The organism is Streptomyces rishiriensis (assembly GCF_003112535.1).
Taxonomy (GTDB): domain Bacteria; phylum Actinomycetota; class Actinomycetes; order Streptomycetales; family Streptomycetaceae; genus Streptomyces; species Streptomyces rishiriensis.
Genome location: NZ_BEWA01000004.1, coordinates 102,343 through 128,952 on the forward strand (window position 1 = coordinate 102,343; position 26,610 = coordinate 128,952).

Annotated in this window: 21 protein-coding genes; 8 read left to right on the forward strand and 13 right to left on the reverse strand. The window is 73.7% G+C overall.

Going from position 1 to position 26,610, the window contains the following annotated elements:
* The first annotated feature begins 24 nt into the window (after positions 1 to 24).
* Positions 25 to 1,404 carry a zf-HC2 domain-containing protein gene (locus Sri02f_RS07445; protein WP_109000471.1) on the forward strand — a complete coding sequence of 460 codons (1,380 nt, stop codon included), beginning with the start codon at positions 25 to 27 and terminating at the stop codon, positions 1,402 to 1,404.
* Positions 1,405 to 1,504: 100 nt separating this feature from the next.
* Here the strand turns inward: Sri02f_RS07445 and purU are convergent, their stop codons facing one another.
* Both purU and Sri02f_RS07455 read right to left on the reverse strand, forming a co-directional pair.
* Positions 1,505 to 2,389, reverse strand: coding sequence for a formyltetrahydrofolate deformylase (gene purU, locus Sri02f_RS07450; protein WP_109000297.1), 885 nt, complete (start codon positions 2,387 to 2,389; stop codon positions 1,505 to 1,507).
* 139 nt (positions 2,390 to 2,528) lie between these two features.
* On the reverse strand, positions 2,529 to 3,029 hold the full coding sequence (locus tag Sri02f_RS07455; RefSeq protein WP_109000298.1) for an SCO4402 family protein: 501 nt from the start codon (positions 3,027 to 3,029) through the stop codon (positions 2,529 to 2,531).
* Between the two features lie 118 nt (positions 3,030 to 3,147).
* Here Sri02f_RS07455 and Sri02f_RS07460 point away from each other — a divergent pair, with 118 nt between their 5' ends.
* Positions 3,148 to 4,512: an ABC transporter substrate-binding protein gene (locus Sri02f_RS07460; protein WP_109000299.1), complete on the forward strand. Its 1,365-nt coding sequence runs from the start codon at positions 3,148 to 3,150 to the stop codon at positions 4,510 to 4,512.
* Positions 4,513 to 4,666: 154 nt separating this feature from the next.
* On the opposite strand, the gene Sri02f_RS07465 is transcribed toward Sri02f_RS07460, so the two are convergent.
* Both Sri02f_RS07465 and Sri02f_RS07470 read right to left on the reverse strand, forming a co-directional pair.
* Positions 4,667 to 6,610 carry a hypothetical protein gene (locus Sri02f_RS07465; RefSeq protein WP_109000300.1) on the reverse strand — a complete coding sequence of 648 codons (1,944 nt, stop codon included), beginning with the start codon at positions 6,608 to 6,610 and terminating at the stop codon, positions 4,667 to 4,669.
* Positions 6,611 to 6,822: 212 nt separating this feature from the next.
* Positions 6,823 to 8,208 carry an NsdA family TPR-like regulatory protein gene (locus Sri02f_RS07470; RefSeq protein WP_109000301.1) on the reverse strand — a complete coding sequence of 462 codons (1,386 nt, stop codon included), beginning with the start codon at positions 8,206 to 8,208 and terminating at the stop codon, positions 6,823 to 6,825.
* A gap of 373 nt (positions 8,209 to 8,581) precedes the next feature.
* On the opposite strand from Sri02f_RS07470, the gene Sri02f_RS07475 reads away from it, so the two are divergent.
* Genes Sri02f_RS07475 through Sri02f_RS07485 form a run of 3 tightly spaced genes read left to right on the forward strand, consistent with a single transcriptional unit; the run spans position 8,582 to position 11,704 of the window.
* Positions 8,582 to 9,244, forward strand: a complete 663-nt coding sequence (locus tag Sri02f_RS07475) for a bifunctional DNA primase/polymerase (RefSeq protein WP_109000302.1) — start codon at positions 8,582 to 8,584, stop codon at positions 9,242 to 9,244.
* Between the two features lie 34 nt (positions 9,245 to 9,278).
* Positions 9,279 to 10,046 carry an ABC transporter ATP-binding protein gene (locus tag Sri02f_RS07480; RefSeq protein ID WP_109000303.1) on the forward strand — a complete coding sequence of 256 codons (768 nt, stop codon included), beginning with the start codon at positions 9,279 to 9,281 and terminating at the stop codon, positions 10,044 to 10,046.
* On the forward strand, positions 10,043 to 11,704 hold the full coding sequence (locus Sri02f_RS07485) for a transporter (protein ID WP_109000304.1): 1,662 nt from the start codon (positions 10,043 to 10,045) through the stop codon (positions 11,702 to 11,704). The genes Sri02f_RS07480 and Sri02f_RS07485 overlap by 4 nt, the downstream gene beginning before the upstream one ends.
* Before the next feature lie 165 nt (positions 11,705 to 11,869).
* On the opposite strand, the gene Sri02f_RS07490 is transcribed toward Sri02f_RS07485, so the two are convergent.
* Both Sri02f_RS07490 and Sri02f_RS07495 read right to left on the reverse strand, forming a co-directional pair.
* Positions 11,870 to 12,784: an alpha/beta fold hydrolase gene (locus Sri02f_RS07490; RefSeq protein ID WP_109000305.1), complete on the reverse strand. Its 915-nt coding sequence runs from the start codon at positions 12,782 to 12,784 to the stop codon at positions 11,870 to 11,872.
* A gap of 493 nt (positions 12,785 to 13,277) precedes the next feature.
* Positions 13,278 to 13,970 carry an iron-dependent transcriptional repressor DtxR gene (locus tag Sri02f_RS07495; RefSeq protein WP_109000306.1) on the reverse strand — a complete coding sequence of 231 codons (693 nt, stop codon included), beginning with the start codon at positions 13,968 to 13,970 and terminating at the stop codon, positions 13,278 to 13,280.
* 309 nt (positions 13,971 to 14,279) lie between these two features.
* On the opposite strand from Sri02f_RS07495, the gene Sri02f_RS07500 reads away from it, so the two are divergent.
* Positions 14,280 to 15,035, forward strand: a complete 756-nt coding sequence (locus Sri02f_RS07500) for an SIS domain-containing protein (protein WP_109000307.1) — start codon at positions 14,280 to 14,282, stop codon at positions 15,033 to 15,035.
* A gap of 40 nt (positions 15,036 to 15,075) precedes the next feature.
* Here Sri02f_RS07500 and Sri02f_RS07505 read toward each other — a convergent pair whose 3' ends face one another.
* Positions 15,076 to 16,530 carry a PAS domain-containing protein gene (locus Sri02f_RS07505; RefSeq protein WP_109000308.1) on the reverse strand — a complete coding sequence of 485 codons (1,455 nt, stop codon included), beginning with the start codon at positions 16,528 to 16,530 and terminating at the stop codon, positions 15,076 to 15,078.
* Positions 16,531 to 17,432: 902 nt separating this feature from the next.
* On the opposite strand from Sri02f_RS07505, the gene Sri02f_RS07510 reads away from it, so the two are divergent.
* Positions 17,433 to 18,470: an isopenicillin N synthase family dioxygenase gene (locus tag Sri02f_RS07510; protein WP_109000309.1), complete on the forward strand. Its 1,038-nt coding sequence runs from the start codon at positions 17,433 to 17,435 to the stop codon at positions 18,468 to 18,470.
* A 13-nt stretch (positions 18,471 to 18,483) separates the two neighbouring features.
* Here Sri02f_RS07510 and Sri02f_RS07515 read toward each other — a convergent pair whose 3' ends face one another.
* Positions 18,484 to 19,584: a citrate synthase 2 gene (locus Sri02f_RS07515; RefSeq protein ID WP_069769492.1), complete on the reverse strand. Its 1,101-nt coding sequence runs from the start codon at positions 19,582 to 19,584 to the stop codon at positions 18,484 to 18,486.
* A gap of 263 nt (positions 19,585 to 19,847) precedes the next feature.
* On the opposite strand from Sri02f_RS07515, the gene pdxH reads away from it, so the two are divergent.
* Positions 19,848 to 20,546, forward strand: coding sequence for a pyridoxamine 5'-phosphate oxidase (gene pdxH / locus Sri02f_RS07520; RefSeq protein ID WP_109000310.1), 699 nt, complete (start codon positions 19,848 to 19,850; stop codon positions 20,544 to 20,546).
* A 19-nt stretch (positions 20,547 to 20,565) separates the two neighbouring features.
* Here pdxH and Sri02f_RS07525 read toward each other — a convergent pair whose 3' ends face one another.
* From Sri02f_RS07525 to Sri02f_RS07545, 5 genes are all read right to left on the reverse strand, one after another.
* Positions 20,566 to 21,186, reverse strand: coding sequence for a TetR/AcrR family transcriptional regulator (locus Sri02f_RS07525; protein ID WP_109000311.1), 621 nt, complete (start codon positions 21,184 to 21,186; stop codon positions 20,566 to 20,568).
* Positions 21,174 to 21,923: an enoyl-CoA hydratase family protein gene (locus Sri02f_RS07530; protein ID WP_109000312.1), complete on the reverse strand. Its 750-nt coding sequence runs from the start codon at positions 21,921 to 21,923 to the stop codon at positions 21,174 to 21,176. The genes Sri02f_RS07525 and Sri02f_RS07530 overlap by 13 nt, the downstream gene beginning before the upstream one ends.
* On the reverse strand, positions 21,920 to 23,488 hold the full coding sequence (locus Sri02f_RS07535; RefSeq protein WP_109000313.1) for a 4-coumarate--CoA ligase family protein: 1,569 nt from the start codon (positions 23,486 to 23,488) through the stop codon (positions 21,920 to 21,922). The genes Sri02f_RS07530 and Sri02f_RS07535 overlap by 4 nt, the downstream gene beginning before the upstream one ends.
* A 28-nt stretch (positions 23,489 to 23,516) precedes the next feature.
* The gene (locus Sri02f_RS07540) at positions 23,517 to 24,656 is read right to left on the reverse strand and encodes an acyl-CoA dehydrogenase family protein (RefSeq protein WP_109000314.1); all 1,140 of its coding nucleotides are present in this window, start codon (positions 24,654 to 24,656) and stop codon (positions 23,517 to 23,519) included.
* A gap of 97 nt (positions 24,657 to 24,753) precedes the next feature.
* The gene (locus Sri02f_RS07545) at positions 24,754 to 26,610 is read right to left on the reverse strand and encodes an acetyl/propionyl/methylcrotonyl-CoA carboxylase subunit alpha (RefSeq protein WP_109000315.1); all 1,857 of its coding nucleotides are present in this window, start codon (positions 26,608 to 26,610) and stop codon (positions 24,754 to 24,756) included.

Below are 26,610 nucleotides of genomic sequence, written 5' to 3' on the forward strand. Positions count from 1 at the left end.
GGCGAGGACAGGGTGCCCACCGGGATGAACGGGCCGGACGACACGAGCGGACCGGGCGGGACGGGCGGCCCCGGCGACGGCGACGACCGCGGCGATGACGGCGGCGGCGGCCAGGAGGCTCCCTCCTCGCCCGGTCCCGGCCGGCCGCCCCGCGTCCCGCTGCCCCGCGCGTCCGTCGAGGACAGCGGGCTGCCACTGCCCGCGGCGCCGGAGCCGGCCCTCCCGCAGCCGCTCCGGCTGGAGCACCCGGTGCTCAAGTCCCTGCTCGGGGCATGGGCGCTGGCGGCCTGCTCCGCCGAGGAGACGGCAGCCGTCGAGGAGCACCTCGGAGACTGCGGCGCCTGCGCCGACGAGGCACGGCGGCTGCGCGAGGCGGTCGGCCTGCTGCAGCGCCCGGAGAGCCTCGACCTGGACCCCGGGCTGCGCACCCGCGTCCTCGACGGCTGTCTGACCCGTCGCCCGCCGGGCATCCCGGTGCCGCGCTGGGCACAGTCGTACGACGCCGAGACCGCGCGGCTGGACGCCCTGCTCCAGGACTTCGGGGACGCCGAGTGGCACGCCCCCGTGCGGCTGCGCTGGTTCCGCGGCCAGGAGGCCACGAGCCGGCGGACCACGGTCGCCGGGGTCATCGCCCATCTGCTCGCGGTGGCCGGACTGGTCGCCCTGGCCCTGGGACTCGACGACCCGCTGGATGCGGCCGGGACGCGCGACGCGGGCGAGGCGGACAGGGGCGCGGACCGGTCGCGCGCGGCGGACTGCCCGCCCGGCACCCCGGCGCATCGCACCGAGGCCTTCTGGGCCGCCTCGCGCTTTCCGCCGACCCGCTCCGTGCGCGGCCCCTGGCGCGACCAGACCCACGCCTTGGTGCGCACGGTGTCCTTCACCGGCGGAGAGGGGCACGGCGCCATGCCGGTGTCCTACGGCGGCTTCGAACTGCCCCTGCGGGACGCCCTGCTGGACCGCGCCTTCGAGTGCTGGGTGCACGCCGAGGACATCGCCGAGGCGGTCGACTACCCGTACGCGCCGCCCGCGCCCCGGCATCTGCACGACATGATCGACCTGGCCGCCCGGATGCTGCCGAAGACGCTGGCGGCCCGCCGCCGCGCAGGGCTCGCCACGCCCTCGCACCACACCCGCCACCTGGTGAGCGCCGGCCGTCCCGGCCGCAGCCTGCGGCTGGAGATCGAGGGCTCCGGCGGCGGCCAGTGGCTGATCCCCCTGGACTCGCCGGGCGCGGTGGGCTCCGCCGACCACGAGGTGGCCCATGTGGCCCTGGACGACGTGGAGTTCTGCCGCCTGGCCGCGGGCCATGTGTCGCCCGAGGAGGCGGCCGCGGGGCAGCTCGGCGACCGCGAGGCGATCCGGGACGTGCTGTTCGCGGCGGCGAGCCTGAGCCGGATGTAGGACGTCGACACAGGGCGTCGACAAAGGGCGTCGGCACAGGACGTCACGGGGGCGGCCGCGATCCGTCTGCGGCCGCCCCCGTGGAAGCAGGAGCGGACTCCTACGCGAAGACGACCGTCCGCCGGCCGTTGAGCAGGATGCGGCGCTCCGCGTGCCACTTGACGGCCCTGGCCAGCGCCTGGCACTCCACGTCCCGCCCGACGGCGACGAGCTGGTCCGGCGTGACGCCGTGCCCCACCCGCTCGACCTCCTGCTCGATGATCGGCCCCTCGTCAAGGTCGGCGGTCACATAGTGCGCCGTCGCGCCGATCAGCTTCACGCCCCGCGCGTGCGCCTGGTGGTACGGCTTGGCGCCCTTGAAGCTCGGCAGGAAGGAGTGGTGGATGTTGATGATCCGCCCGCTGAGCTGCTTGCAGAGGTCGTCGGAGAGGACCTGCATGTAGCGGGCGAGGACGACCAGCTCGACGTCCTGCTCCCGGACCAGCTCCAGCAGCTGGGCCTCGGCCTGCGCCTTGTTCTCCTTCGTCACCGGGATGTGGTGGAAGGGAATGCCGTACGAGCCCACGAGCTCGGCGAAGTCGGTGTGGTTGGACACCACGGCCGCGATCTCCACCGGAAGCGCGCCGATGCTGGCGCGGAACAACAGGTCGTTCAGGCAGTGCCCGAACTTGCTGACCATGAGGACGATGCGCATCTTGTCGTCGGCCCGGTTGATCTGCCAGTCCATGTGGAACGAGTCGCCGATCGCGGCGAAGCTCGCCCGCAGCTTGTCCACGGTCACCGGGGGCTCGGCGGAGAAGTGGACGCGCAGGAAGAACAGACCCGTGTCATGGTCGCCGAACTGCTGGCTGTCCTCGATGTTGCAGCCGGTCATGAAGAGGTAGCTCGACACGGCGTGCACGATGCCCTGCTTGTCGGGGCAGGAGAGGGTGAGGACGTACTGGTCGGCGGGGTTCGCCGCGGCTCGGCCGGACTGCGCGTTCATGCCCGACAGGGTCGCATACCGCCCGGGGCCGTGGGCAACCGTCCCGCAGGACGGAACGGGACGCCCCATCCGGTCACCGCGCCGACGTCCCCGTCCACGCCCGTGCCGCGCCCTCCACCCCTCGCGCCCCGTACGCCGTCTACGCCGCCCGCGTCATGATGCGCAGGACCTCCAGCGTCCGGGGCGGCGCGTCGGGGTCGTCGCCGTCGCTCGCCGCCATGCGCACATGCGCGTCCCGCGCCGCCCGCACCGCGTCCGGCCACGCCTCGTGGTCGACGTACGCGGAGACCGGGGCGTCCGGCCCGACCTGGTGCATGATCCGCAGCACGCGCAGCACCGCGGTGTCGACCAGGGCCGCCTCCTGCGAGTCGCGGAAGATCGTCCCGACGTACTTCTCGGCGGACCAGTTGTCGAGCCAGGTGTCCTCGACCAGGCGGTACACGGCGTCGGTGACGTCCCCGTACCCCTCGACGCCCGCCAGCCAGACGTTCTGCTGGAACACCGGATCGGAGAGCATGTGCAGCGCGGAGCGCACATTGCTGCGCCAGCGCCACCACGGCATGTCGTTGAGTGGCATGCCGCCCATGGTGAACGAGCGACGGCCGCGACGGGAAGAGTTCTCCGAACCTTGCACGGTCACCGATCGTACGTTTCCTCACCCCAGGAGCGTCACGGGCCCCTGCAATTCACCTTCCCGTCACCGCTCGTCGACCGAGGGTCACTCCCGGGTTGGTGATGTGACGGAATCGTGCGTGTCCATGACCGGCAGGCGACGCACGTCCACGCGAAGCACCTTCCTCCCCAGGTCCGTCCGCTTCACCAGGTCCGTCAGAGCAGTCGCCCTCTCGGCCGGCGCGCTGACCGCCTGTGCGTCGCTCGCCGTCGGATGCGGGGTCGTCCCCGGTACCACGGGGGGTTCCGGGGGCGACCCGATCGTCGTGATGACGTGGGCGCCCGAGGGGACGTCCGCGACCAACGAGCCCGGCATGCCCGCCTTCGCCCGCGCCTACGCCCGCTGGGTCAACGCGGCCGGAGGCCTGAACGGGCGCAAGCTCAAGGTCCTGACCTGCAACGAACACAACGACACGGTGGCCGCCTCGAAGTGCGCCCGGCAGGCCGTCAAGGAGCACGCGGTCGCCGTCGTCGGCTCCTACAGCCAGCACTCCGACGCCTTCTTCCCGCACCTGGAAGGCGCCGGCATCCCCTACATCGGCGGCTACGGCGTCACGAACGCGGAGTTCACCAGCCCGCTGTCCTATCCGGTCAACGGCGGTCAGCCCTCGCTGCTGGCCGGCCTCGGCAAGGAGCTGGCCACGAGCTGCGGTCCCGTCTCGCTGGTCCGCCCCGACACCATCGCCGGCGACGCGCTGCCCGCCATGCTCGACGCCGGGCTGACGGCGGGCGGGCACGACGAGGCCGCCGACCAGCTGGCCCCGGAGGACGCCGCCGAGTACGCGGCGCAGGCCGAGACCGCCCTGGCGCACGCGACCGACGGCGGGACCGGCACGAAGAACGGGACCAGCGGGCAGGGCGAAAAGAAGAAGGGGAAGGGCTGTGTGGTCACCGCGCTCGGGGACCGCACCAGCACCTTCATGGACTCCTTCCGCCGCACCCGGGCGGACCACCCGGAGGTGCGCACCGCCACCGTCCTCGGCAGCGTCGACCAGACGGTGATCGACGCGGCCGGCGCCGGCTCCGGACCCTTCGAGGGGGCGTACGTCACCGGCTGGTACCCCGAGGCGAGCGACCCCGCCTGGGCGCCGATGAAGAAGGTGATCAGCGAGGCGGCCTTCTCCGACACCCGGATCGACCCGACCGACACCGGGGTGCAGACCACCTGGATCGCCTACACCGTGTTCCGGCAGGCCGTGGAGTCGCTGGCCGGCGGCGACGTGACCGCCGACAGCGTCCGCGCCGCCCTCGACAACGGCCTGCGGATCACCACGGGCGGCCTCACGCCGACGCTCCGCTGGCATTTCTCGGACCAGCTCGCCTCCATCGGCTTCCCCCGCCTGGTCAACGCCGACGTCACCCTGCAGACGGTGCGCAAGGGCCGGCTGGTGGCCGCCAGGAAGGGCTTCGTCGACATGACGAAGACCCTGCAGAAGGCGGACGTCGGCTGACGCCCGGCCCGGCGGGCAGGCATGCCGACCGGGCGGGGCACCAGCCGCGCGACCGGGCGGGGCCACAGCCGGTGCGGGGCGGGGGCTACAGCCGGTGCGGGGCGGGGGCCACAGCCGGTGCGGGGCGGGGGCCACAGCCGGTGCGGGGCGGGGGCTACAGCTGGGTGGGCCCGCGCTGCGTGAGGCCGTACTTCTTCGCGATCTCGTTCCAGAGCTTCGCGGCCTGGCTCTTCTGGGCGCTGGCGGTGCCGCTCGCCCGGTTGCCGGCCTGCGCCTCGCCGGTGGCGCGGGCCGAGCCCTTCTTGCAGTACTTCTTCTTGTCGCCGTCGACCTGGTCGGCCCAGGCCGCGTAATGGTCGTCCGCCGACGCGGACGCCTGCCAGGCCTTGGTGAGGGCGGCGGTCAGCGTGGCGTGGTCCGGCAGCCGGTCGACCTTCAGCGCGGACAGCTTCGTGACCAGGCCGGTGCGCTGCTCGGCCGCGTCCCGCAGATCCGTGGCGGCCTGCGAGAGGTTGTCGCACCCCTTCACATCGGCCACCGCGCCGATCACGCTGGCCCGGCTGCTGCCGCTGTCGGCCAGCAGCTTGTCCAGTTCGACGGCCTGCTGGCGGGCCGCGTCGGTGGACGTCGACCCGGAGTCCCCGGAGACGGGAGCCGACGCGGCGACGGTCTTGCCGCTGCCGGCCTTGTCACCGCCGCCGCCCGCGAGCATCGCGCCCGCGCCGACGCCGACGACCGCCAGCGCCACGCCGATCGCCGCGAACAGCGGCACCCGCGAGCGGCGCCGGCCGCCGTCGCCGTCGTCGTCGTGCGCCCCGCGTCTCCCGCCCGTCTCCGGGCCGCCCGGCGGGGTGTGGGCGGGCTGGGCGTAGGGCGGCTGCGGAGAACGGGCGGCGGGCCCGGCTCCGTACCCCTGCCGGGCGCCGTGTCCGGGGACGTCCGGCTCGCTGAAACGCGGAAGCTGCTGCGTGGACCCGGCCTGGCCGTCGCCGCCCGGGCCGTCCCGGAACAGGTTCTCGAACCCGGCGGGCGGCTGCCCGTCGCCGTCGCCCTGGCCCGGGACGGGCGGAATGTACTGGGTGGCCTCGGAGTCGGGGTGCGCGCCCTGCCGTGCGCCGGGGAAGGCGCCCGTGCCGGGCATCGGCCCCGGAGCGTTCCGCGGGACGTGGCCCAGGAAATGGGTCGACTCGGCCGGGCTCTCGGGCGGCAGCGCGCCCGGAGCGACCGGCGGGAGGTACTGCGTCGCGCCCTCGTCGGCGGGGGCGGCCGGGACCGGCGGAATGTACTGCGTCGCGCCCTCGTCGGCGGGGACCGGCGGTATGTACTGCGTGGCGCCCTCGTCGGCCGGGGCGGCCGGTACGGGCGGTATGTACTGGGTCGCGCCCTCGTCGGCCGGGGCCACGGCCGGCGGCAGGGGCGCGCCCTGGCCGTAGGCCGCGCCGCCCGGGGCGGGTGCGCCCTCGGGCGGGAGCGGTCCGGCGCCCGCCCGGGAGCCGCCGTTCCAGGCATCCTGCGAGGCGTTCCACGGGTCCTGCTGCCCGGCCTGCCCCTGCTGGCCCTGCTGGTGCGTCTGGCCGTGCCGGTGCGCCGGGTCCGCATGGTCCGCGGGGAGCGGCCAGCCCTGGGCCGACTGCTGCGGGGCGGCCGTCTGCCGGTCGGGTCCCCAGGGCTGCCCCCAGTTCTGCCCGCCGGACGGCGCCTGCTGCCCGAAGTCCTGACGGCCGGAGTCCTGACGTCCGTAGTCCTGCGGTCCAGGCTGGTGCTGACCGGGCTCACCGGGCTCACCGGGCTCACCGTAGGCCGGTTGCCCGTACTGATGCTGCCCGTACTGCTGCCCGTACTCCTGTTGGCCCTGCTGGCCCTGGTGCCCGTACTCCTGGGGGCCGGGGTCCGGCTGCCCGTACGGCTGAGCGCCGTACCCGCCGGAGTGCTCGCCCTGCTGCTGCGGGCCGGGCTGCTGCGGGGCCGGCCGGGCTCCCGGCCGCGGCACGTTCGGCGTCATTCCCGGCAGCAGGGGTTCCCCACCGTCGGAGGGCAGCACGATGCCTTCGCGCGCGGGCTGCGCCGAGGGCTCCTCGCCCTGTCCACTCTGCGTCACCGGGACTCCTACGAATGGGGGACCTTCGGAATCGTCGGCTCACGCTACCGGGTCCCCGGAACCCCGTGCCACGCAGCTCAGGACGTGACCTCCGGCTTCCGGGCCGGGCAGTGACGTCAGTAACAGATCCGGAGCGCCGTGCGCTGTATCCGTCGCCGCCGTGCGGGACGGACGCCGTTCCCCGCCCGTTCACGCAACGGCGCCCCGTCCGTTCACGCCGCGGTCTGCAACTCCAGCCGCGCCCCGAACTCCCGTACCACCGACTCCTCCCGGAACGGCTCCAGCCGCTGCTGAAGGTCCTCCAGATACTCCGCGCCCCGGTTGGAGCGAAGCGTCGCCAGCAACTCGACCGCTTTCAGGCCGGTGTTGCAGGCCTGCTCGATCTCGCGCTGCTGCACCTGCGCGGTGGCCAGCAGGACGTACCCGATCGCGCGCCGCCGGGCACGGCCCGGCGGATGTCCGGCCAGCGACTGCTCGGCGCAGCGCGCGGCCGCCTCGGCCTGCCCCAGGTCGCGGTGGCAGTGCGCCAACTCGTCGGCCAGGTAGGCCTCGTCGAAGTGCGCGATCCACGACGGGTCGTCCCCGGCCGCCGGGTCGGCCGCCTCCAACGCCGACACCGCCCGCCCGGACGCCGCCTGCGCGCCCCGGACGTCGCCCAGCAGGGCGTGCCCGCGCGCCTCCGCGGCGAGGAACATCGCCTCCGCGCGCGGGGTCACCCGCCCGCGCGCTCCCTCCTGCGCCGCCCGCGCCAACTGGGCGATCTCGCGCGGGTTGCCGAGCTGGGCGGCGAGGTGGCTCATGGAGGCGGCGAGCACGTATCCGCCGTACCCGCGGTCGCCGGCCGCCTGGGCCAGCCGCAGCGCCTGGATGTAGTAGCGCTGGGCGAGGCCCGGTTGACCGGTGTCGACGGCCATGTACCCGGCGAGCTCCGTCAGACGGGCCACGGCCGCGAAGAGTTCACGGCCCACCGACTCCCGGTAGGAGCCGGCGAGCAGACCCGAGACGACGCTGTTGAGGTAGTGCACGACGACCGGGCGCACATGCCCGCTGCCGTACTGGTGGTCCAGGTCGACCAGCGCCTGCGTCATCGCCTTGACGGCCGCCACGTCGGACGGGCCCACCCGGGGGCCCGCCGACCGCGCCACCTGGGCGTCGGGCGAGGAGATCAGCCAGTCGCGGCTCGGCTCGACCAGCGCCGAGGCGGCCACCGACGAGCCGGACAGGAAGTCGCGCCGGCCCACGTCGCTGCGCCACAGCTCGCAGACCTGCTCGATGGCCCCCAGCACCGTCGGCGAGAACTGCAGACCCACCCCCGACGCGAGGTTCTTGCCGTTGGCCATGCCGATCTCGTCGATCGTGACCGTCCGGCCGAGCTTGCGGCCCAGCGCCTCCGCGATGATCGCCGGAGCACGTCCCCGCGGCTGCTGTCCGCGCAGCCAGCGGGCCACGGACGTCTTGTCGTAGCGCAGGTCGAGACCATGCTCGGCGCCGCACATGTTGACGCGACGGGCGAGCCCGGCGTTCGAGCACCCCGCCTCCTGGATGAGCGCCTGCAGCCGTTCGTTCGGCTGCCGCGCGACTAGCGGCCTTGCGGCCATGGGCACTACCCCCTGTGGCTGCGGTGACCGGGGCGGCGGGTGCCCGCCCACACACCGAGTTGACGTGTCTTCCACCGAAAAGTTCCGGCCGAGCAGATCAATGCCCCACGGATCGACCGAAAATGCGAGGCATGTGAGGATTGCTGATGGTTGCCGAGTAATACCGAGCAATGACGGCCATTGACGAGCAATGATGAGCAATGCGGAGAATTGCCGGGTTACCGACGGAAGCCGCCCCCGCTACCTGGTTACCCGTTCCCGCGCCCGTTCCTCCCGCGCGCCCCCACCCATGCACCCATGCGCCCCGAACGCCGAATCGATGCTCCTCCCCCGCGCATTCGGGCCTGCGTAACCCCTGGTGACCGCTAGAGTTGTGTTCATCGTGGAAGAGACCATCGCGGGCGCCGAAGCCACTCAAATCCCGAAGCAGCGCGGGGAATCGCTGCTCGAGACCGCTGTTCGCTACGCCGAGGAACGTCATTGGGACGTGTTTCCCGGCACCTGGCTGGAAACCGTCGACGGGGTGCAGCTCTGCTCCTGCGGCGACGGCGCGTGTGCCGCCCCCGGCGCGCATCCCGCCCGGCCCGACTGGGCGACGCAGGCCACCGGCAGTGCGACGGTCGCGCGCCGGATGTGGCAGAAGCAGCCGACCGCCTCGATCCTGCTGCCGACCGGGCGCACGTTCGACGCGATCTCCGTGCCGGAGACGGCCGGGTTTCTCGCCCTGGCCCGGATGGAGCGCATGGAGCTGACGCTCGGACCGGTGACCCTGACGCCGGACCGGCGGATGCAGTTCTTCGTGCTGCCGGGCGCGTCGGCCAAGGTGCCGGACCTGGTGCGCAAACTGGGCTGGTCGCTGGGCGCCCTCGATCTCCTGACGCTCGGCGAGGGCACGTACGTCGCCGCGCCGCCCACCCGGTTCGGGTCCCGGGGGGCCGTGCAGTGGGCCTGCCGGCCGACCGCCGCGAACCGGTGGCTGCCGGACGCCGAGGAGTTGATCTCGCCGCTCGCCTACGCGTGCGGGCGGGATCGGTAGGGCGCGCCCTTCACCGCATGCGTAGGGTTCGTGCATGACGTCCGTACGCGTGCGCAACCTCTGGAAACGGTTCGGTCAGCAGGTCGCCGTCGCCGGGATCGATCTCGACCTGCCCTCGGGGAAGTTCATCGGGCTGGTCGGGCCGAACGGGGCCGGGAAGACCACCACCCTGTCGATGGTGACCGGGTTGCTGCGGCCCGATCAGGGGTCCGTCGAGGTGGTCGGGCACGACGTGTGGCGCGATCCCGTCGAGGTGAAGGCCCGGATCGGGGTCCTCCCTGAGGGACTGCGCCTCTTCGAACGGCTGTCCGGGCGTGAACTGCTGTCCTACAGCGGGCGGTTGCGGGGGCTGCCCGGCGCCGAGGTCGACAAGCGGGCCACGCAGCTGCTCGACGTCCTCGACCTGGCCGGCGCCCAGCACAAACTCGTCGTCGACTACTCCACCGGCATGCGCAAGAAGATCGGGCTCGCGGCCGCGCTGCTGCACAACCCCGAAGTGCTCTTCCTCGACGAGCCGTTCGAGGGCGTGGACCCGGTGTCCGCGCAGATCATCCGGGGCGTGCTGGAGCGGTACACGGCGTCCGGGGCGACGGTCGTCTTCTCCTCCCATGTGATGGAGCTCGTCGAGTCGCTGTGCGACTGGGTGGCGGTGATGGCGGCGGGGCGCATCCGGGCGCAGGGCACGCTGGAGGAGGTGCGGGGAGCCGCGCCCTCGCTGCAGCGGGCGTTCCTCGAACTCGTCGGGGCGCAGGGCCGGGACACCGGCTCCGACCTCGACTGGCTGGGCGGGGCGGGCCGTTGAGCGCCGCCACCGGCGCCCCGGCCCCCGCCCCGGCACCCGGTGCGGCCCCCGGTGCGGCCGCCTCCGCGCCGGGCCTCGTCGCCACCGTCGTCCGGCTGAAGCTGTCGCTGCTGCGCAACGGGCTGCGGCAGTCGAGCGGACGGCGGGCCGCGTACGTCGCCTCCGCCGTCCTCACCCTGCTGTTCGCCGCGCTGCTGCTGCTCGGGCTGATCGCCCTGCGGGGTCACGCGCACGCGGTGTCGCTGGTGGTGCTGCTGGTCACGGTGTTCGGCCTGGGCTGGGCGGTGATGCCGCTGTTCTTCCCCAGCGGCGACGAGACGCTCGACCCGACCCGGCTGGTGATGCTGCCGCTGCGCCCCCTGCCGCTGGTGCGGGCGCTGCTGGTCGCCTCGCTGGTGGGCATCGGGCCGCTGCTCACGCTGCTGATGCTGGCCGGGTCGGTGGTGTCGGTGGCGCACGGAGCGGCGGCGTGGACGGTGGGGGTGTTCGCCGTGGCGCTCGCGCTGCTGGTGTGCGTGGCGCTGGCGCGGGCCGTGGCCGCCGCCAACATCCGGCTGCTGTCCAGCCGCAAGGGGCGCGATCTGGCGGTGCTGAGCGGACTGGTCATCGCGGTCGGGGTGCAGCTCGTCAACTTCGGGGTGCAGCGGCTCGGCACGTCCGGTCTGGGCGAGCTCGATCCGACGGCGGCCGTGCTGCGCTGGCTGCCGCCCGCGTCGGCGGTCGGCGCGGTGGACTCGGTGAGTGACGGGCACTACGGCGTCGCGGCCGCTCAGCTCGCCGTGAGCGCGGCGGCGCTGGCCCTGCTGGTGACGGCCTGGGCGCGCAGCATGACGCGGCTGATGACCTCGCCCGACGGCTCGACCCTGCAGGCCGCCGAGCCGTCCGCGCAGAAGCGGCGGGGCCGGGCGGGACCGGCGGCGCGACTGCTGCCGGGCGGGCGCACCGGCACCGTGATGGAACGCAGTCTGCGCTATGTCTGGCGTGATCCGAAGACCAAGGCGGCCTGGGTGACGTCGTTGGCCATCGGCCTGATCGTGCCCGTGTTCAACGCGCTGCAGGGCACCGGCTCGGTCTACTTCGCCTGCTTCGCCGCCGGGATGCTCGGCATCCAGATGTACAACCAGTTCGGGCAGGACACCTCCGCGTTCTGGATGGTCGCCATGACGATCTCGTCGACGCGGGACGCGTACGACGAGCTGCGCGCCCGGGCGCTGGCCCTGCTGCTGATCACCTTGCCGTACGCGACGTCGGTGACCGTGCTGACGACCGCGTTGCTCGGCGACTGGGCGAAGCTGCCCGAGGTGCTGGGGCTGTCCCTCGCGCTGCTCGGCGCGATGCTCGCGACGGGGGCGTGGACCTCGGCGCGCTTTCCCTACTCGATCCCGCAGGAGGGCTACAAGAACGTCGCCCCGGGGCAGGCCGGCCTCGCCTGGATCGCGGTCTTCGGCGGAATGGTCTCGGCGGCGCTGCTGTGCGCGCCCGTGATCGCGGTGACGGTCTGGCTCAACGTCAGCGAGGGCGGGGACGCGTGGACCTGGCTGCTGCTGCCCGCGGGCGCGGTCTACGGCGCCGGCGTCACGCTGCTGGGGCTGCGGCTGGCCGCGCCGCGCACGGCGGCGCGGCTGCCGGAGATCCTGACGGCCGTGAGCAAGGGCTGACGGTCCCCGCGGCCGCCGCGCTCGCTGCCCGCGGGCGCGGTCTACGGCGCCGGCGTCACGCTGCTGGGGCTGCGGCTGGCCGCGCCGCGCACGGCGGCGCGGCTGCCGGAGATCCTGACGGCCGTGAGCAAGGGCTGACGGTCCCCGCGGCCGCCGCGCTCGGGCTCAGGAGGCGTCGGGAGCGTCGGCGCTGAGCACCGTGTCCAGGAAGGCCTCGATCGCCGTACGCCAGCCCTCCGGCTGGTCGTAGTGGACGAGGTGCCCGGCGTCGGCGACCTCGGCGTACTCGCCGCGCGGCAGGACGCGGACCATCTCCTGGGCCTCCGCGCGGCCCAGTTCGCCGTCCAGACCGCGCACGACCAGGGCCGGGCACCGGACCTGGGTGAGTTCCTCCCAGTGCGCGTCGTAGACCCAGGTCTCGCGGGACTTGAGCATCTGCTCGGGATCGAAGACGGGACGCCAGCCGTCCGGCGACTCGTGCATCACCTCGGCGTAGAACTCGCCCCGGGAGGGGTTCGGCCGCTCCACCCAGGGGTCGTCCTCGCCGAACCACTTGCGGACGTCGGCGAGAGTGGCGAAGGGCAACGGCCAGGACGTGAACCAGTCGGCCCACTCGCGTTGCGAGGCCGCTCCGAGCGCCGAGGCCCGCATGTCGCAGACCACCAGACCGCGCACCAGGTCGGGGCGTTTCGCCGCGAGCTGCCACGCGGTGAGCGCGCCCATGGCGTGCCCGATGAGGACGGCCGGGGCGAGCCCGAGCTGTTCGAGGGCCGCCTCCGCGTCCTCGACATAGGCCTCGCGGGTGAACGCGGCCCGCGGCGGCTTCTCGCTCTGCCCGTGGCCGCGCTGGTCGAGGGCGACCGCACGGTGCCGCTCGGAGAGCCAGCGGGCGGTGGACGCCCAGTGCGAGGCACGGCCCATCAGGCCGTGCAGTAACAGGACCCCGGAGGTCCGCTCGGGCTCCGCGGGGCGCTGCCGCCCGCCGGAGGACTGCGCCGGGATCCCCTTGGGCGGGTCCCCGAACTCCCAGGCCGCCAGACGTACGCCGCCCGCCCCGGTCACGTCGATGCGTCGCGCCATAGGTCCTGGCACCCCCCTAGCCGTCGTACCGCTGCGCTGCCGATGCTCCGTACCGCTTCGATCACATGCAGGCTATCGAATGCCCTTTCGAGAATTGCACTCTCCGCGCACAACACCCCTCGTTCGAGTGACCACCCTCAGGGAATGATCCCCGCTGCCGAGGGGAGATCTTCAGCGGGAGGCGGACCGCTCGGGGAAAACGGTCCGAGGGGAATGACCCTGAGAGCTCGGGGCTCCGGGTCAGCACAGGGGAGGACAGGCCCCGGCGCCGCACGGCGCCGGGGCTCTCCCTTGCTCCGCGGCACATCATCCCGCCCCCTCAGGTCATATGCCTCACGCGACAGCCTGGCACGACAAGCGCCGGCGCGCTGCGATTCGACACAGGGAATCTCCGATTCGACGAGATCGACGAAGCGCCACAACTTCCCCACCGGCCCCAGGAGTTCGACAGCCCTCAGCGTCACGGCGCCGGCGACCGCCGGGCGGACGGACCCTATTTCTTCGCGACGAACACGTGCGACGCGACGTCCGACACCAGCTCCGCGGCCTCACCGCCGCTTCCCACCAGCACACCGCCCGGCGACTCCGTCACGCTCACGACCGAGCCCGGCTGCACTCCCGCGCGGCGCAGCGTGTACATCAGCTGCGCGTCCGTCTGGATCGGCTCGCCGATCCGGCGCACGACGACCGTCTTGCCCTCCAGGCCCGGGTCGAGATCGGCCAGCGAGACCATGCCCTCGTCCAGGAACGGGTCCGCGCCGTCCTTCTCGCCCAGCTCCTCCAGGCCCGGGATCGGATTGCCGTACGGCGACTCCGTGGGGTGGCGCAGCAGCTCCAGCACCCGCCGCTCCACGGCCTCGCTCATCACGTGCTCCCAGCGGCACGCCTCCGCGTGGACCTGCTCCCACTCCAGCCCGATCACGTCGACGAGCAGACACTCGGCGAGACGGTGCTTGCGCATCACGCGCGTGGCCAGCCGGCGGCCCTCGTCGGTGAGCTCCAGGTGCCGGTCGCTGGCCACCGCGACCAGGCCGTCGCGCTCCATGCGCGCCACGGTCTGGCTGACCGTCGGGCCGCTCTGGTCGAGCCGCTCGGCGATCCGGGCACGCATGGGGACCACACCTTCCTCTTCCAGCTCGAGGATGGTGCGGAGATACATCTCCGTGGTGTCGATCAGTCCGGACATTCGTGCCCCTCGATTAGCTCTGCCGAAAAGCTCGACCGCTCTACGGCGCGTGCGCTGGCCCTGCACTCAATTCTGCCGGATACCACCGACAAGCGTGCCTTGCCGTCCGAACGGGGAGGTCGCGTCCGGGCGCAGGCGACCGCGCCCGGGGCGTCCCGCGCCCCGGCCGCCCCACCGGCGCCGGCCGTATTGACAGCGCACTGGTCCAGACCGCACGGTGATCCGCGACACGGACACCGACACCCGCGTCTCCACCTTCACCGACGCCTTCACCGACACCTTCACCGACACGGCAAAGGGGCCCCTCGGATGAGCGACCGCAAGCTCGCCGCCCAGTTCTTCGACGCCGCCGTCGCCCTGCTGCAACGGGTCCGCGACGAGGAGGCCGAGGCCGTCGACGCCGCCGGCGAACTCCTCGCCGACACCGTGGCCGCCGGCGGCCGCCTCTTCGCCTTCGGCGCCGGGCACTCCTCGCTCGCCGCCCAGGACGTCGTCTACCGGGCGGGCGGCCTCGCCCTGATGAACCTGCTCGCCGTGCCCGGCGTCGTCGGCGTCGACGTCGTCCCCGCCACCCTCGGCTCGGCCCTGGAACGCGTCGACGGCCTGGCGAGCGCCGTGCTCGACACCTCGCCGCTGCGCGCGGGCGACGCCCTCGTCGTCGTCTCGCTCTCCGGCCGCAACGCCCTGCCCGTGGAGATGGCCCTCAACGCCCGCGCCCTCGGCGTGAAGGTCATCGGCGTGACCTCGGTGGCGTACGCGACGCAGACCACGTCCCGGCACGTCACCGGGACCTTCCTGAAGGACCACTGCGACGTCGTCCTCGACTCGAAGATCGCGGTCGGCGACGCCGAGCTCTCCCTCGACACCGTCCCCGCGCCCTTCGCCCCCGCCTCCACCGTCGTGACCTCGGCTCTCCTGCAGGCCGTCATGGCCACCGCGGCCGGCTCCCTCGCCGAACGCGGCATCGAGCCCCCGCTGCTGCGCTCGGGCAACGTCGACGGCGGCCACGACTGGAACGGCCGGATCATGGAGGAGTACCGGGACCGCATCTTCTACCGGCGCTGAACGGCCCCCCACCCGCGCGGGCCGCGCAGGGCCGGGCGGGTCAGCCGTCGCCGCGGCCGGGGGCCGGCGCCGTCAGCTCCGCAAGGTCCAGCGCCGTGGCGATGCGCACGGCGACGTCCTCGGCGTAGACGGCGTCGGAGCGCTCGAAGGCGGCACGGCCGCCGCCGCGCAGGAACGTCACCACGCCCAGGGTGCGACCGCGGCTGCGCAGCACCGCGCACAGCGCGTGCACCGTGTCCTCGGGCCACTGCCGTGCCCGCGCCCACTCCCGCGCCTCGTCGGCCGGCACCGAACCGGAGCCCGCCCGCACCGAACCGGCCCGCGCGACGCACTGCAGCGCCGGGTGCCCCTCCGCATAGCGCACGGGCAGTCCCGCGTGCCCGGCGAGCGTGCTCGGGCCGGGCCCGCCCGCCGGGGTCGACGCGACCCGTACCAGCCGCAGCGGCCCCGCACCCTCCACGTCGCCCATCACCCGGTCGACCAGGGCGTGGTCGGCGAAACCGGCGAGCGCGAAGTCGAGATGGACCGTGGCCGACTCCGCGGGATCCTCGCACTCGGCGGCCGCCCGGGCCGCCCGGTGCAGCTGGTTGGCGCGGAACCGCAGCAGCGAGGCCTCCTGCTCACCCTGCTTTGCCTCCGTGACGTCCTGGAAGATCCAGCCGACCCCCAACGGCACCGGCTCCTCCGCGAGCGGCGAGGCCAGCCGCAGAAAGCCGCTGCGCCAGCAGCGCCGCTTCTCGCCGTCGGGGGTGCGCACCCCCACCCACAGCTCGGCCGGGGCCGGCGGGGCGCCCTCGGCGAGGACGTGCGTCAGCGCGTTCTCCAGCTCCTCCGCGCCCCGGGTCAGCAGCTCGCCCAGCGGGCGGCCGAGAGCGGCCGTGCGGCCGGTGCCCAGCGCGCGGGCGGCGTGCACGTTGACGACGGCGGGACGCAGATCGGCGTCGACCAGGACGACTCCCCAGGAGGCGTCCTCGAAGAGGGCCTCACTGAGCGCGATGGAACGCTCCAGGTCGATCTGGGCGTGCACCTCGCTGAAGGCGCAGTACAGCCCGGCGGGCTTGCCGTCCGGGCCCGGCACGGCGGCCGACTGGGTGCGCACGAGGACCCGGCCGCCGTCCTTGGTCAGCAGCGCGAACTCGTGCACCTGGCGGCCCGGGGCGTGCATGGCCGCCATCAGCCGCCCCTCGATGTCCTCCGCGTCGGCCTCGCGCACGGCCCAGCCGGCGAAGCCCTTGCGGCCGACGGCCTCCTCGGCGCTCCATCCGAGGATGCGCTCGGCCTCGCGGTTCCAGTGGGTCACGACTCCGTCGCCGTCGAAGGCGCACAGCGCCGCGTCCATGCCGTCGAGCAGCGCGGCGAGCAGGTCGGCGCCGTCCGGGCCGACCACGGGCTGCTCGCCGTCCGCAGGCGTCGGGCCGTCGTCGCCCCGCCCGGGCCGCCCGGGCTCGTCCGGCCCGAGTTCGTCGGTGGTCCCACTACGCCGGGAAGCACTCACCTGGACCCCCTGCAGGTTCGCTCACTTGCCCTCATTCAACTCGAACGTGACGCAGCCCACACTGGTTCCCGCAAGATTGCAGGGGAATCGTTGTACCGCGCCTCCACTCCGGCGGGCCAGGAGTCGCGGACCGGCCCGTGCGGCCGTCCCGCCACCGCGCACCGCCGGGGCGCCGAGCCCGTCCGCGACGACGGCCGCGGGCGAGAACGAAGATCATTCACCCCTCCAGCGAACCTCGCCGGTATGCGTGCGTCAACCCGCCCGCGTCGATCGGCCACGGCGGTCGCGGTCGGCACGTAGGAAAAAACAGTTGATTCGCGAGGGAACGCTTCTTAGGGTTTCCAGTACACGCGAAAGGAGGTGATCCGGTAGATGTGTGATTCCCGGACTCGTGAGGTGGCTGCGGGCTAGCGGCCCGTCACCACACTCTGTGCGGTGCCGGACCCGTGCGCGAGACACGCGTGCAGCCGGCCCATACCCAGCAGTCACCCGACCCGCGAGTCGCCGGTAAGTCCGGCCGGCCCTCCTCAGGGAGGACCAGACTCGCGGGTCGTCTGCGTTTCCCGTGCCGGGCCGCCGAGAACCGCCCGCTTCTTCGGTGCGGTGGTGCTTCCGCAGGTTTCGCGGGGCGTGATCCATGGTTTCGCGGGGGCGTGATCCGCGCCACGTACGGATCTTTCGCCAGGCAGTACTCTGGGCGCATGCTTTCGCTCGTTCGACGCCGCCACGTGGACTACGTCCGCGTCACGAGCATGGGCTGTCGACGCTCCGTCTGAGCCTCCGGCCCCTCGCGGTTCACCGCCGCCCGCGTTCACGCGCTCTTCCTTCCTCCGCTCACCTGGCACCCGTGCGCCGTCCCACCCGACGCCGGCGGCGGGCCCCCGCACACCCACGGACGCACCATGACGAACGTGACACCCCTCGCGACGAACCCGTCCTACCGGCAGCTGCCGATCATCGATCTCGCCGCCGCCGACCGCGGCCCCCAGGCACGGGGGCTGCTCCACGCCCAGCTGCACAGCGCCGCCCACGACGTGGGGTTCTTCCAGCTGGTCGGGCACGGGGTCGGCGAGCGGGAGACGGAGGCGCTGCTGTCCGCCATGCGCGCCTTCTTCGCGCTGCCCGAGGACCGCAGGCTCGCCCTCGACAACGTGAACTCGCCCCACTTCCGGGGGTACACCCGGACCGGCGACGAGCGCACCGGCGGCCGGCGGGACTGGCGCGACCAGCTCGACATAGGAGCCGAGCGGCCCGCGCGGAGGCCGGGACCGGGCGAGCCCGCCTACTGGTGGCTGCAGGGCCCCAACCAGTGGCCCGCCGAGCTGCCCGAGCTGCGCGCGGCCGCGCTCGCGTGGATCGAGCGGCTGAGCGCCGTCGCCGAGAAACTGCTGCACGAACTGCTCGCGGCGATCGGGGCCCCGGCCGGCTTCTACGACCCGGTGTTCGGGGAGCGGGCGCATCCGCATCTGAAGCTGGTGCGGTATCCGGGCAGCGCGGGGGACGGCGCCGGGCAGGGGGTGGGGGCCCACAAGGACTACGGGTTCCTGACGCTGCTGCTCCAGGACGAGGTGGGCGGCCTCCAGGTGCAGCGGGAGGACGGCGCGTTCCACGACGTCCCGCCGCTGCCGGGCGCGTTCGTGGTCAACCTCGGCGAGCTGCTGGAGGTGGCGACCAACGGGTACCTGGTCGCCACCAACCACCGGGTGGTGTCACCGCCGAGCGCCGTCGAGCGGTTCTCCGTGCCGTTCTTCTACAACCCCCGGCTGGACGCGCGCGTGGAGCCGCTGCCCTTCCCGCATGCCTCGGCCGCGCCCGGCGTGACCGACGACCCGGCCAACCCGCTGTTCGCCGAGTACGGCTTCAACGAGCTGAAGGGCAAGCTGCGCGCCCATCCGCTGGTGGCCGAGCGGCATCACGCGGAGCTGCTCAGCCCCGCGTGACGGCCCGTCCGGATCAGTCGGCGATGTCGTCGTAGCCCTCGATGTCGCGCGGGTCGCGGGAGCCGGGGCCGGTGTAGCGGGCCGACGGGCGGACCAGGCGGCCGGTGCGCTTCTGCTCCAGGATGTGCGCCGACCAGCCGGCCGTGCGGGCACAGGTGAACATCGAGGTGAACATATGGGCGGGCACCTCGGCGAAGTCCAGGACGATGGCCGCCCAGAACTCGACGTTCGTCGCGAGGACCCGGTCCGGCCGGCGGGCGTGGAGTTCGGCGAGGGCCGCCTTCTCCAGGGCCTCGGCGACCTCGAAGCGGGGCGCGCCCAGTTCGCGGGCGGTGCGGCGCAGCACGCGCGCGCGGGGGTCTTCGGCGCGGTAGACGCGGTGGCCGAAGCCCATGAGGCGCTCGCCCTTGTCGAGGGCCTGCCTGACGTAGGCGTCCGCGTCGCCGGTGCGCTCGATCTCCTCGATCATGCCGAGGACCCGGGACGGGGCGCCGCCGTGCAGGGGGCCCGACATGGCGCCCACGGCGCCGGAGAGGGCGGCGGCGACGTCGGCGCCGGTGGAGGCGATGACCCTTGCGGTGAACGTGGAGGCGTTCATGCCGTGCTCGGCCGCGGACGTCCAGTAGGCGTCGACCGCCTTGACGTGCTTGGGGTCGGGCTCGCCGCGCCAGCGGATCATGAACCGTTCGACGACGGAGGTGGCCTTGTCGATCTCCCGCTGGGGGACCATCGGGGTGCCCTGGCCGCGCGCGGACTGGGCGACGTAGGAGAGGGCCATGACGGCGGCGCGGGCGAGGTCGGCGCGGGCCTGCTCGGCATCGATGTCGAGGAGGGGCTTGAGGCCCCAGACGGGCGCGAGCATGGCGAGCGCGGACTGGACGTCGACGCGGATGTCGCCGGAGTGGACGGGGATCGGGAACGGCTCGGCGGGCGGCAGGCCGGGGTTGAAGGCGCCGTCGACGAGCAGGCCCCAGACGTTGCCGAAGGAGACGTGGCCGACCAGGTCCTCGATGTCGACGCCCCGGTACCGCAGGGCGCCGCCTTCCTTGTCGGGTTCGGCGATCTCCGTCTCGAACGCGACGACTCCTTCGAGTCCGGGTACGAAGTCGGACATCGGGCGGCTCCTCGTGATGTGTACGACGGGACGGGCGGACGACAGCGGGTGCGGGACGGCGGCCGCCGGCGGTTCCGCGGTCCTCGGTAGGACTCGCGGTCCTGGGCGGTCATCCCACTGGTGCCCCGTGGGACGGGCGGCCACCCACCATCCAACTGGTTCGGCATCTGCACCATATCCCCGAGTGCCACCTTTGGGGAGTGGTCGCGGCACTCAGTGCCACCAGGGTGCTGTCGTCGGCGGGCGATCCGCGAGGGAGGACCATGCGGCAAGATGGCCGGGTGACCCAAGGCGACGCCGTCTCCCCCGGCTCCTTCCCCGACCCTGCCGCCATGCGCAAGCAGTACCGGGCCGAGGGGCTGTCCGAGGCCGGTCTGGCCGCCACGCCCGTGGAACAGTTCGCCCGCTGGTTCAAGGACGCGGCCGTCGAGGCGCATCTCTTCGAGCCGAACGCCGTGGTCGTCGCCACCGCGGACGCCGAGGGGCGGCCGAGCTCGCGCACGGTGCTGCTGAAGCACTTCGACGAGCAGGGCTTCGTCTTCTACACCAACTACGACTCCCGCAAGGCCCGCGACCTCGCCGAGAACCCGTACGTCTCGCTGCTCTTCCCGTGGCATCCGATGGCCCGGCAGGTCGTCGTGCGGGGTGTGGCCCGGCGTACCGGACGGGACGAGACGGCCGCCTACTTCCGCACCCGGCCGCACGGTTCGCAGCTCGGGGCGTGGGCCAGCGCCCAGTCCTCGGTGATCGCCACGCGGGCGGACCTCGAGGCCTCGTACGCCGAGCTGGCGGCCCGCTATCCCGAGGGCGAGCAGGTGCCGGTGCCGCCGCACTGGGGCGGTTTCCGGGTGGCGCCGCAGTCGGTGGAGTTCTGGCAGGGCCGTCTGAACCGGCTGCACGACCGGCTGCGGTACGTGGCGGAGCCGGACGGGAGCTGGCGGGTGGAGCGGCTCAGTCCCTGAGCGGCCGTCCGTTCCGTCCTCAGCGCAGTTTCTCGTCCAGGAGGCCGGCCCACTGCGCCACCACGCGTTCGCGGCGGGCTCCGTCGTCGGTGAGGAGGTTGGCCAGGCCGAGGCCGCGGGCCATGTCGAGCAGGCCCTGGACGCTCTCTCGGACGCCGGGCACGGACTCGTCGGCGCCCAGCAGCTCCACGGCGATCCGGTGGGTCTCGCGGCCGACGCGGGCTTCCAGCTCCGTCACCCGGGGGCGCAGCTGTTCCTCGTTGGAGGCGGCGACCCACAGGTGCAGGGCGGCGCGGAACAGGGGCCCGGTGTAGAGGTCCACGAGGGCGGCGACGACGGCCGTCCGGTCGGCCGCCGCGCCGCCGGCCGCGCCCTGCGGGAACAGGGCGCGCAGCGCGCGGGAGCGTTCCTCGGCGACGTACTCGACGGCCGCGGTGAACAGGTCCTCGCGGGTGGGGAAGTGGTGCTGGGCGGCACCGCGGGAGACGCCCGCGCGTTCGGCGACGACCGTGACCGTGGAGCCCGCCCAGCCCTGTTCGGCGAGAGCGGCCACGGCGGCTTCCAGGAGCCGCTGCCGGGTGGCGCGGCTGCGGTCCTGCTTGGGGAGGCGGTCGCGGTCGGCTGCGCTCACAGCACCCATGCGGGATCCCGTCGTTCGAGGAAGGCCGTCATCCCCTCGCGGGCCTGCCCGGTGGAGAACAGCCGGGCCGAGAGCGCGGTGAGGTCTGCGGCGTCCCGGTCGAATGTCTCCAGCACCCTAGCCGTGAGCAGCCGTTTCGTCTCCGCCAGCCCCTGGGGCGCCGCTCTGCGCAGACCGTCGAGGACGGGTGCGAGGACGGCGTCGACGTCGTCGCCGTGGTCGGTGAGCAGGCCGATCCGGGCGGCCTCGGCGGCGTCGAAGCGCTCGCCGGTGAGGCAGTAGCGGGCGAGGGCGCGCGGGTCGGTGCGCGGGAGGAGCGGCAGCGAGATCACGGCCGGCGCCACCCCGATGCGCACCTCGGTGAAGGCGAAGGTCGACCCGGTGGCGGCGGCCGTGACGTCGCAGGCGGCCAGCAGTCCGAGGCCGCCGGCGCGGACGTGGCCGGTGACGCGGGCCACGACCGGTCTGGGCAGCTCGACGATCTGCCGCAGCAGCGCCACGAAGGCGTCGGGGTCGGGCGGGTCGCGCAGGTCGGCGCCCGCGCAGAAGGCGCCGCCGGTGTGGGTGAGGACGACGGCGCGCACGTCGGTGTCCTCGGCGCACTCGGCGAGCGATGCGGCGAGCCGCGTGACGAGCGCCGAGGACAGGGCGTTGCGGGTGGCGGGCGAGTCGAGGCTGAGCGTGTGGACGCCGCGCTCGCGGGAGTGTCCGACCGGGGAGGCCTGCGCCGGTGTCATGGGCGCTCCCGCAGCAGGCGGCGCAGGATCTTGCCGGACGCGGCGCGCGGCACCGCGTCGACGAAGGTGACGTCGCGGACGCGTTTGTAGGGGGCGACGCGTTCGGCGACGAACATGGCGACCTCTCCTTCGGACAGGCCGGGCGCGGTCGGCTGGCGGACCACGTAGGCGTGGGGGACCTCGTTGCCGTCGTCGTTGCAGACGCCGACGACGGCCGCGTCCGCTATGCCGGGGTGGGTGAGCAGCAGTGCCTCCAGTTCGGCCGGGGCGACCTGGAAGCCCTTGTACTTGATGAGCTCCTTGACGCGCTCGACGACGAACAGCCAGCCGTCGGCGTCGACCCGTCCGACGTCGCCGGTGTGCAGCCAGCCGTCGGCGTCGATCATGTCGGCGGTGGCGTCGGGGCGGCCGAGGTAGCCCTTCATGACCTGGGGGCCGCGGATCAGGACCTCGCCCGCCTCGCCGGCGTCGAGGTCGCGGCCGGGGTCGTCGAGGGCGACGATCCGCATCTCGGTGCCGGCGATGAGTCTGCCGACGGTGCCGGCGGGGGCCTCGCGCATGGCGTCCAGAGGGACGACGTGCGTGCCCGGGGACAGTTCCGTCATGCCGTAGGCCTGGCCGACGGGCGGCAGGTTCAGGCGTTTCGCGCAGGCCTCGGCGAGGTCGGCGTCGAGCGGTGCGGCCGCGCTGACGACGTGGCGCAGGGACGACAGGTCGTACCGGGCGACGGACGGGTGCTTGGCGAGGGCGAGGACGATCGGCGGGGCCACGTACAGGGCGGTGATGCGGTGGTCCTGGACGGCCGCGAGGAACGTCTCCAGGTCGAAGCGGGGCAGTACGACGACGGTGGCGCCCTGTCGCAGCGGAGCGTTCATCAGGGCGGTCAGGCCGTAGATGTGGGAGAAGGGCAGCACGGCGAGGATGCGGTCGCCGGGGCCGGCGGAGATCGCCGACCGGAGCTGGTCGAGGTTGGTGGCGATCTGGCGGTGGGTGAGCATGACGCCCTTGGGGACGCCGGTGGTGCCGGAGGAGTAGGGCAGGACCGCCACGTCCTCGGCCGGGTCGATGCCGACCCGGGGTTCGGGGGCGTCGGAGGCGAGCATGTCGATCAGCGAGCGGTGTCCGGGCGCGCTGTCGCAGACGAGGATCTCCTCGACGCCGCCCGCGAGTTCGGCGGCGCGGCGGGCGGTGTCCAGCAGCGGGGAGACGGTGACGATCCAGCGGGCGGCGCTGTCGCCGAGCTGCTTGGCGAACTCCTCGGCGGTGGCGAGCGGGTGCACGGTGGTGACGGTGGCGCCCGCGCGCGTGGCCGCGTAGAAGGCGAGAGGGAACGCGACGGTGTTGGGGCTGTGCAGGGCCAGCACGTCGCCCTTGCGGACCCCCGCCTCGGCGAGCGCGGCGGCGATCCTGCGGTGGAAGCGGTCCACCTGGTCGTAGGTGAGGGCGGTGCCGTCCGTGCCGTCGACGAGTGCGGGAAGCTCGCCGAACTCCGCGGCGCGGCCCAGCACGGCGTCGTGGATGGGCAGGTCGACGGGCGGGACGTCTGCGTACGGGCTGCGGAACACGGTTCCTCCTGGCACGGCGGTGTGCTGCCTAGTACGACTTGGGCAGGCCCAGGGTCTGGTGGGAGACGTAGTTGAGAATCATCTCGCGGCTCACCGGGGCGATGCGAGCCACGCGGGAGGCCGTGATCAGCCGGGCGAGCCCGAACTCGCGGGTGAGGCCGTTGCCGCCGAGGGTGTGCACGGCCTGGTCGACCGCCTTCACGCAGGCCTCTCCGGCCGCGTACTTGGCCATGTTGGCGGCTTCGCCCGCGCCGGCGTCGTCGCCCGCGTCGTAGAGGCGGGCCGCCTTCTGCATCATCAGCCGGGCCAGTTCGAGTTCGATGTGGGCCTGCGCGAGGGGGTGGGCGATGGCCTGGTGGGCGCCGATCGGGGTGTTCCAGACGATGCGTTCGCGCGCGTACGCGACGGCTCGCGCGAGGGCGTGCCGGCCCATGCCGATCGCGAAGGCGGCCGTCATGACGCGCTCGGGGTTGAGGCCGGCGAACAGTTGCAGCAGGCCCGCGTCCTCGTCGCCCACGAGCGCCTCGGCGGGGAGCCGGACGTCGTCCAGGGCCAGCTCGAACTGCCGCTCCACGCTGTCGAGTTCCATGTCGATGGCGCGGCGGGTGAAGCCGGGGGCGTCGCGCGGGACGATGAACAGGCAGGGCTTGAGGCGGCCGGTGCGGGCGTCCTCGGTGCGGCCGACGACGAGGGTGGCGTCGGCGATGTCGACGCCGGAGACGAACACCTTGCGGCCGGTCAGCAGCCAGTCGCCGCTCGCGCCGTCGCGGCGGGCGGTGGTGGCGATGCGGTGGCTGTTGGAGCCGGCGTCGGGCTCGGTGATGCCGAACGCCATGAGGCGGCTGCCGTCGGCCAGCGCGGGCAGCCACTCCCGTTTCTGGGCGTCCGTGCCGAAGCGGGCGATGACCGTGCCGCAGATCGCCGGGGAGACGATCATCATCAGGAGGGGGTTTCCGGCCGCGCCCAGCTCTTCGAGGATGAGGGAGAGTTCGGTGATGCCGCCGCCCCCGCCGCCGTACTCCTGGGGCAGGTTGACGCCGATGTAGCCGAGCTTGGCGGCCTCCTGCCACAGGGCGCCGTGGTCGCCGTCGTGGGCGCGGCTCCTCGCGAAGGCCGACACCGCCGCTCGCAGTGCCCTGTGCTCGTCGGACTCGATGAGGGTGGTCACGGTGGCTCCTTCGTCTGGCGGCTCGTCCTGGCTGGTCCTGGCTGGTCCCGTTCACACGGCCGGGCCGCATGTCGATGCGGCCCCGCGCCCCTTGTCGTCAGCCGCTCTCCACCACTGCCAGGAGCGTGCCGACCTCCACTTGCTGCCCTCGGGTCACATGCAGCGCCGTCACCGTGCCCTGCGCCGGCGCGGCGATGACGTGCTGCATCTTCATCGCTTCGAGCCACAGGAGCGGTTCACCGGCCCGGACACCCGATCCGGTGACGAGACCGTCCGCGAGCCTGACGACCGTGCCCGGCATCGGGGCCAGGAGGGAGCCCGGCGCGTGCTGGGCCTGCGGGTCGGGGAAGCGGGGAAGGACGGTCAGGACGTCGGCGTTGACGTGGACGCGGTCGCCGTAGCGGGCGACGTCGAAGCGGCGCCGTACGCCGTCGATCTCCAGGACGACCAGCCCGGCGTCGGCCGACACCACCTGGACGCCCTCGGCCGTGAGGCCCGTGCGGGTGTGGCGGTAGCGGACCTCCCTCTCCTCGCCCGCGACCGCGTACCGCTTCGTCTGCGGCTGGGACGGCAGGTTGCGCCAGCCGCCGACGCCCCGGCGCGAGCCGGCGCCCGCCGCCTCGGCGAGGGCGGCCGCGAGCGGGGCGTACGGGTCGGGGGCGGCCTCGGTCAGCTCGGCGAGGTGACGGTCGTAGAAGCCGGTGTCCATGCGCGCCGAGGTGAACTCCTCGTGGCGCAGGGAGCGGACGAGGAGGTCGCGGTTGGTGACGGGGCCGTGGACAGCCGCCCGTTCCAGCGCGCCCGCCAGTCGGCGAATCGCCTCCGCGCGCGTGGGGGCGTGGGCGACCGCCTTGGCGAGCATGGGGTCGTAGTGGACGCCGATCTCGTCGCCGTCGGCGTAGCCGGTGTCCAGGCGGACGCCGTCCGGGACGGCCAGGCGGTGCAGGACGCCGGTCTGCGGGGTCCAGTCGGCCGCGGGGTCCTCGGCGTAGAGGCGGGCCTCGATCGCGTGCCCGCGCGCGGGCGGCGGCCCGGCGGGCAGGGCCGCGCCCTCCGCGATCCTGAGCTGCTCGGCCACCAGGTCGAGGCCGAAGACCGCCTCGGTGACGGGGTGTTCGACCTGGAGGCGGGTGTTCATCTCCAGGAAGTGCGCCCGGCCGTCGGCGACGAGGAACTCGACGGTGCCCGCGCCCACGTAGTCCACGGCGCGGGCGGCGCGCACGGCCAGCGTGCGCAGCCGCTCGGCGATCTCGTCCGTGAGTCCGGGCGCGGGCGCCTCCTCGACGACCTTCTGGTGGCGTCGCTGCAGCGAGCAGTCCCGGGTGCCCAGCGCCCACACCGTGCCGTGTGCGTCGGCGAGGATCTGCACCTCGACGTGGCGGCCGTTCTCGACGTACGGCTCGACGAACACCTCGCCGTCGCCGAAGGCGCTCGCGGCCTCGGCGCGCGCGCCCTCCAGCGCCGCCCCCAGCTCCTCCAGCCGGCGCACGACGCGCATCCCGCGCCCCCCGCCGCCCGCGGCCGCCTTCACCAGCACCGGCAGGTCGGCCTCCGTCACCTCGTCCGGGGACAGGGGCGCGAGGCCCATGAGCCGCTTGGCGCGGGTCTTGGAGGCCATCGCCTCGATCGCCTCGGGCGACGGTCCGATCCAGACCAGGCCGGCGTCCAGGACGGCCCGCGCGAAGCCGGCGTTCTCGGAGAGGAAGCCGTAGCCGGGGTGCACGGCGTCCGCGCCCGCCGCGACGGCGGCCTTCACCACGAGGTCGGCGCGCAGATAGGTGTCCGCGGGCGTGGCGCCGGGCAGCCGCACGGCCGTGTCGGCCACCCGTGTGTGGAGGGCGCCGGCGTCGGCGTCCGAGTGCACGGCGACGGTGCGGATGCCCGCCTCGCGGCAGGTCCGGAAGACCCGGCAGGCGATCTCGCCGCGGTTGGCCACCAGAACGGAAGTAATCAT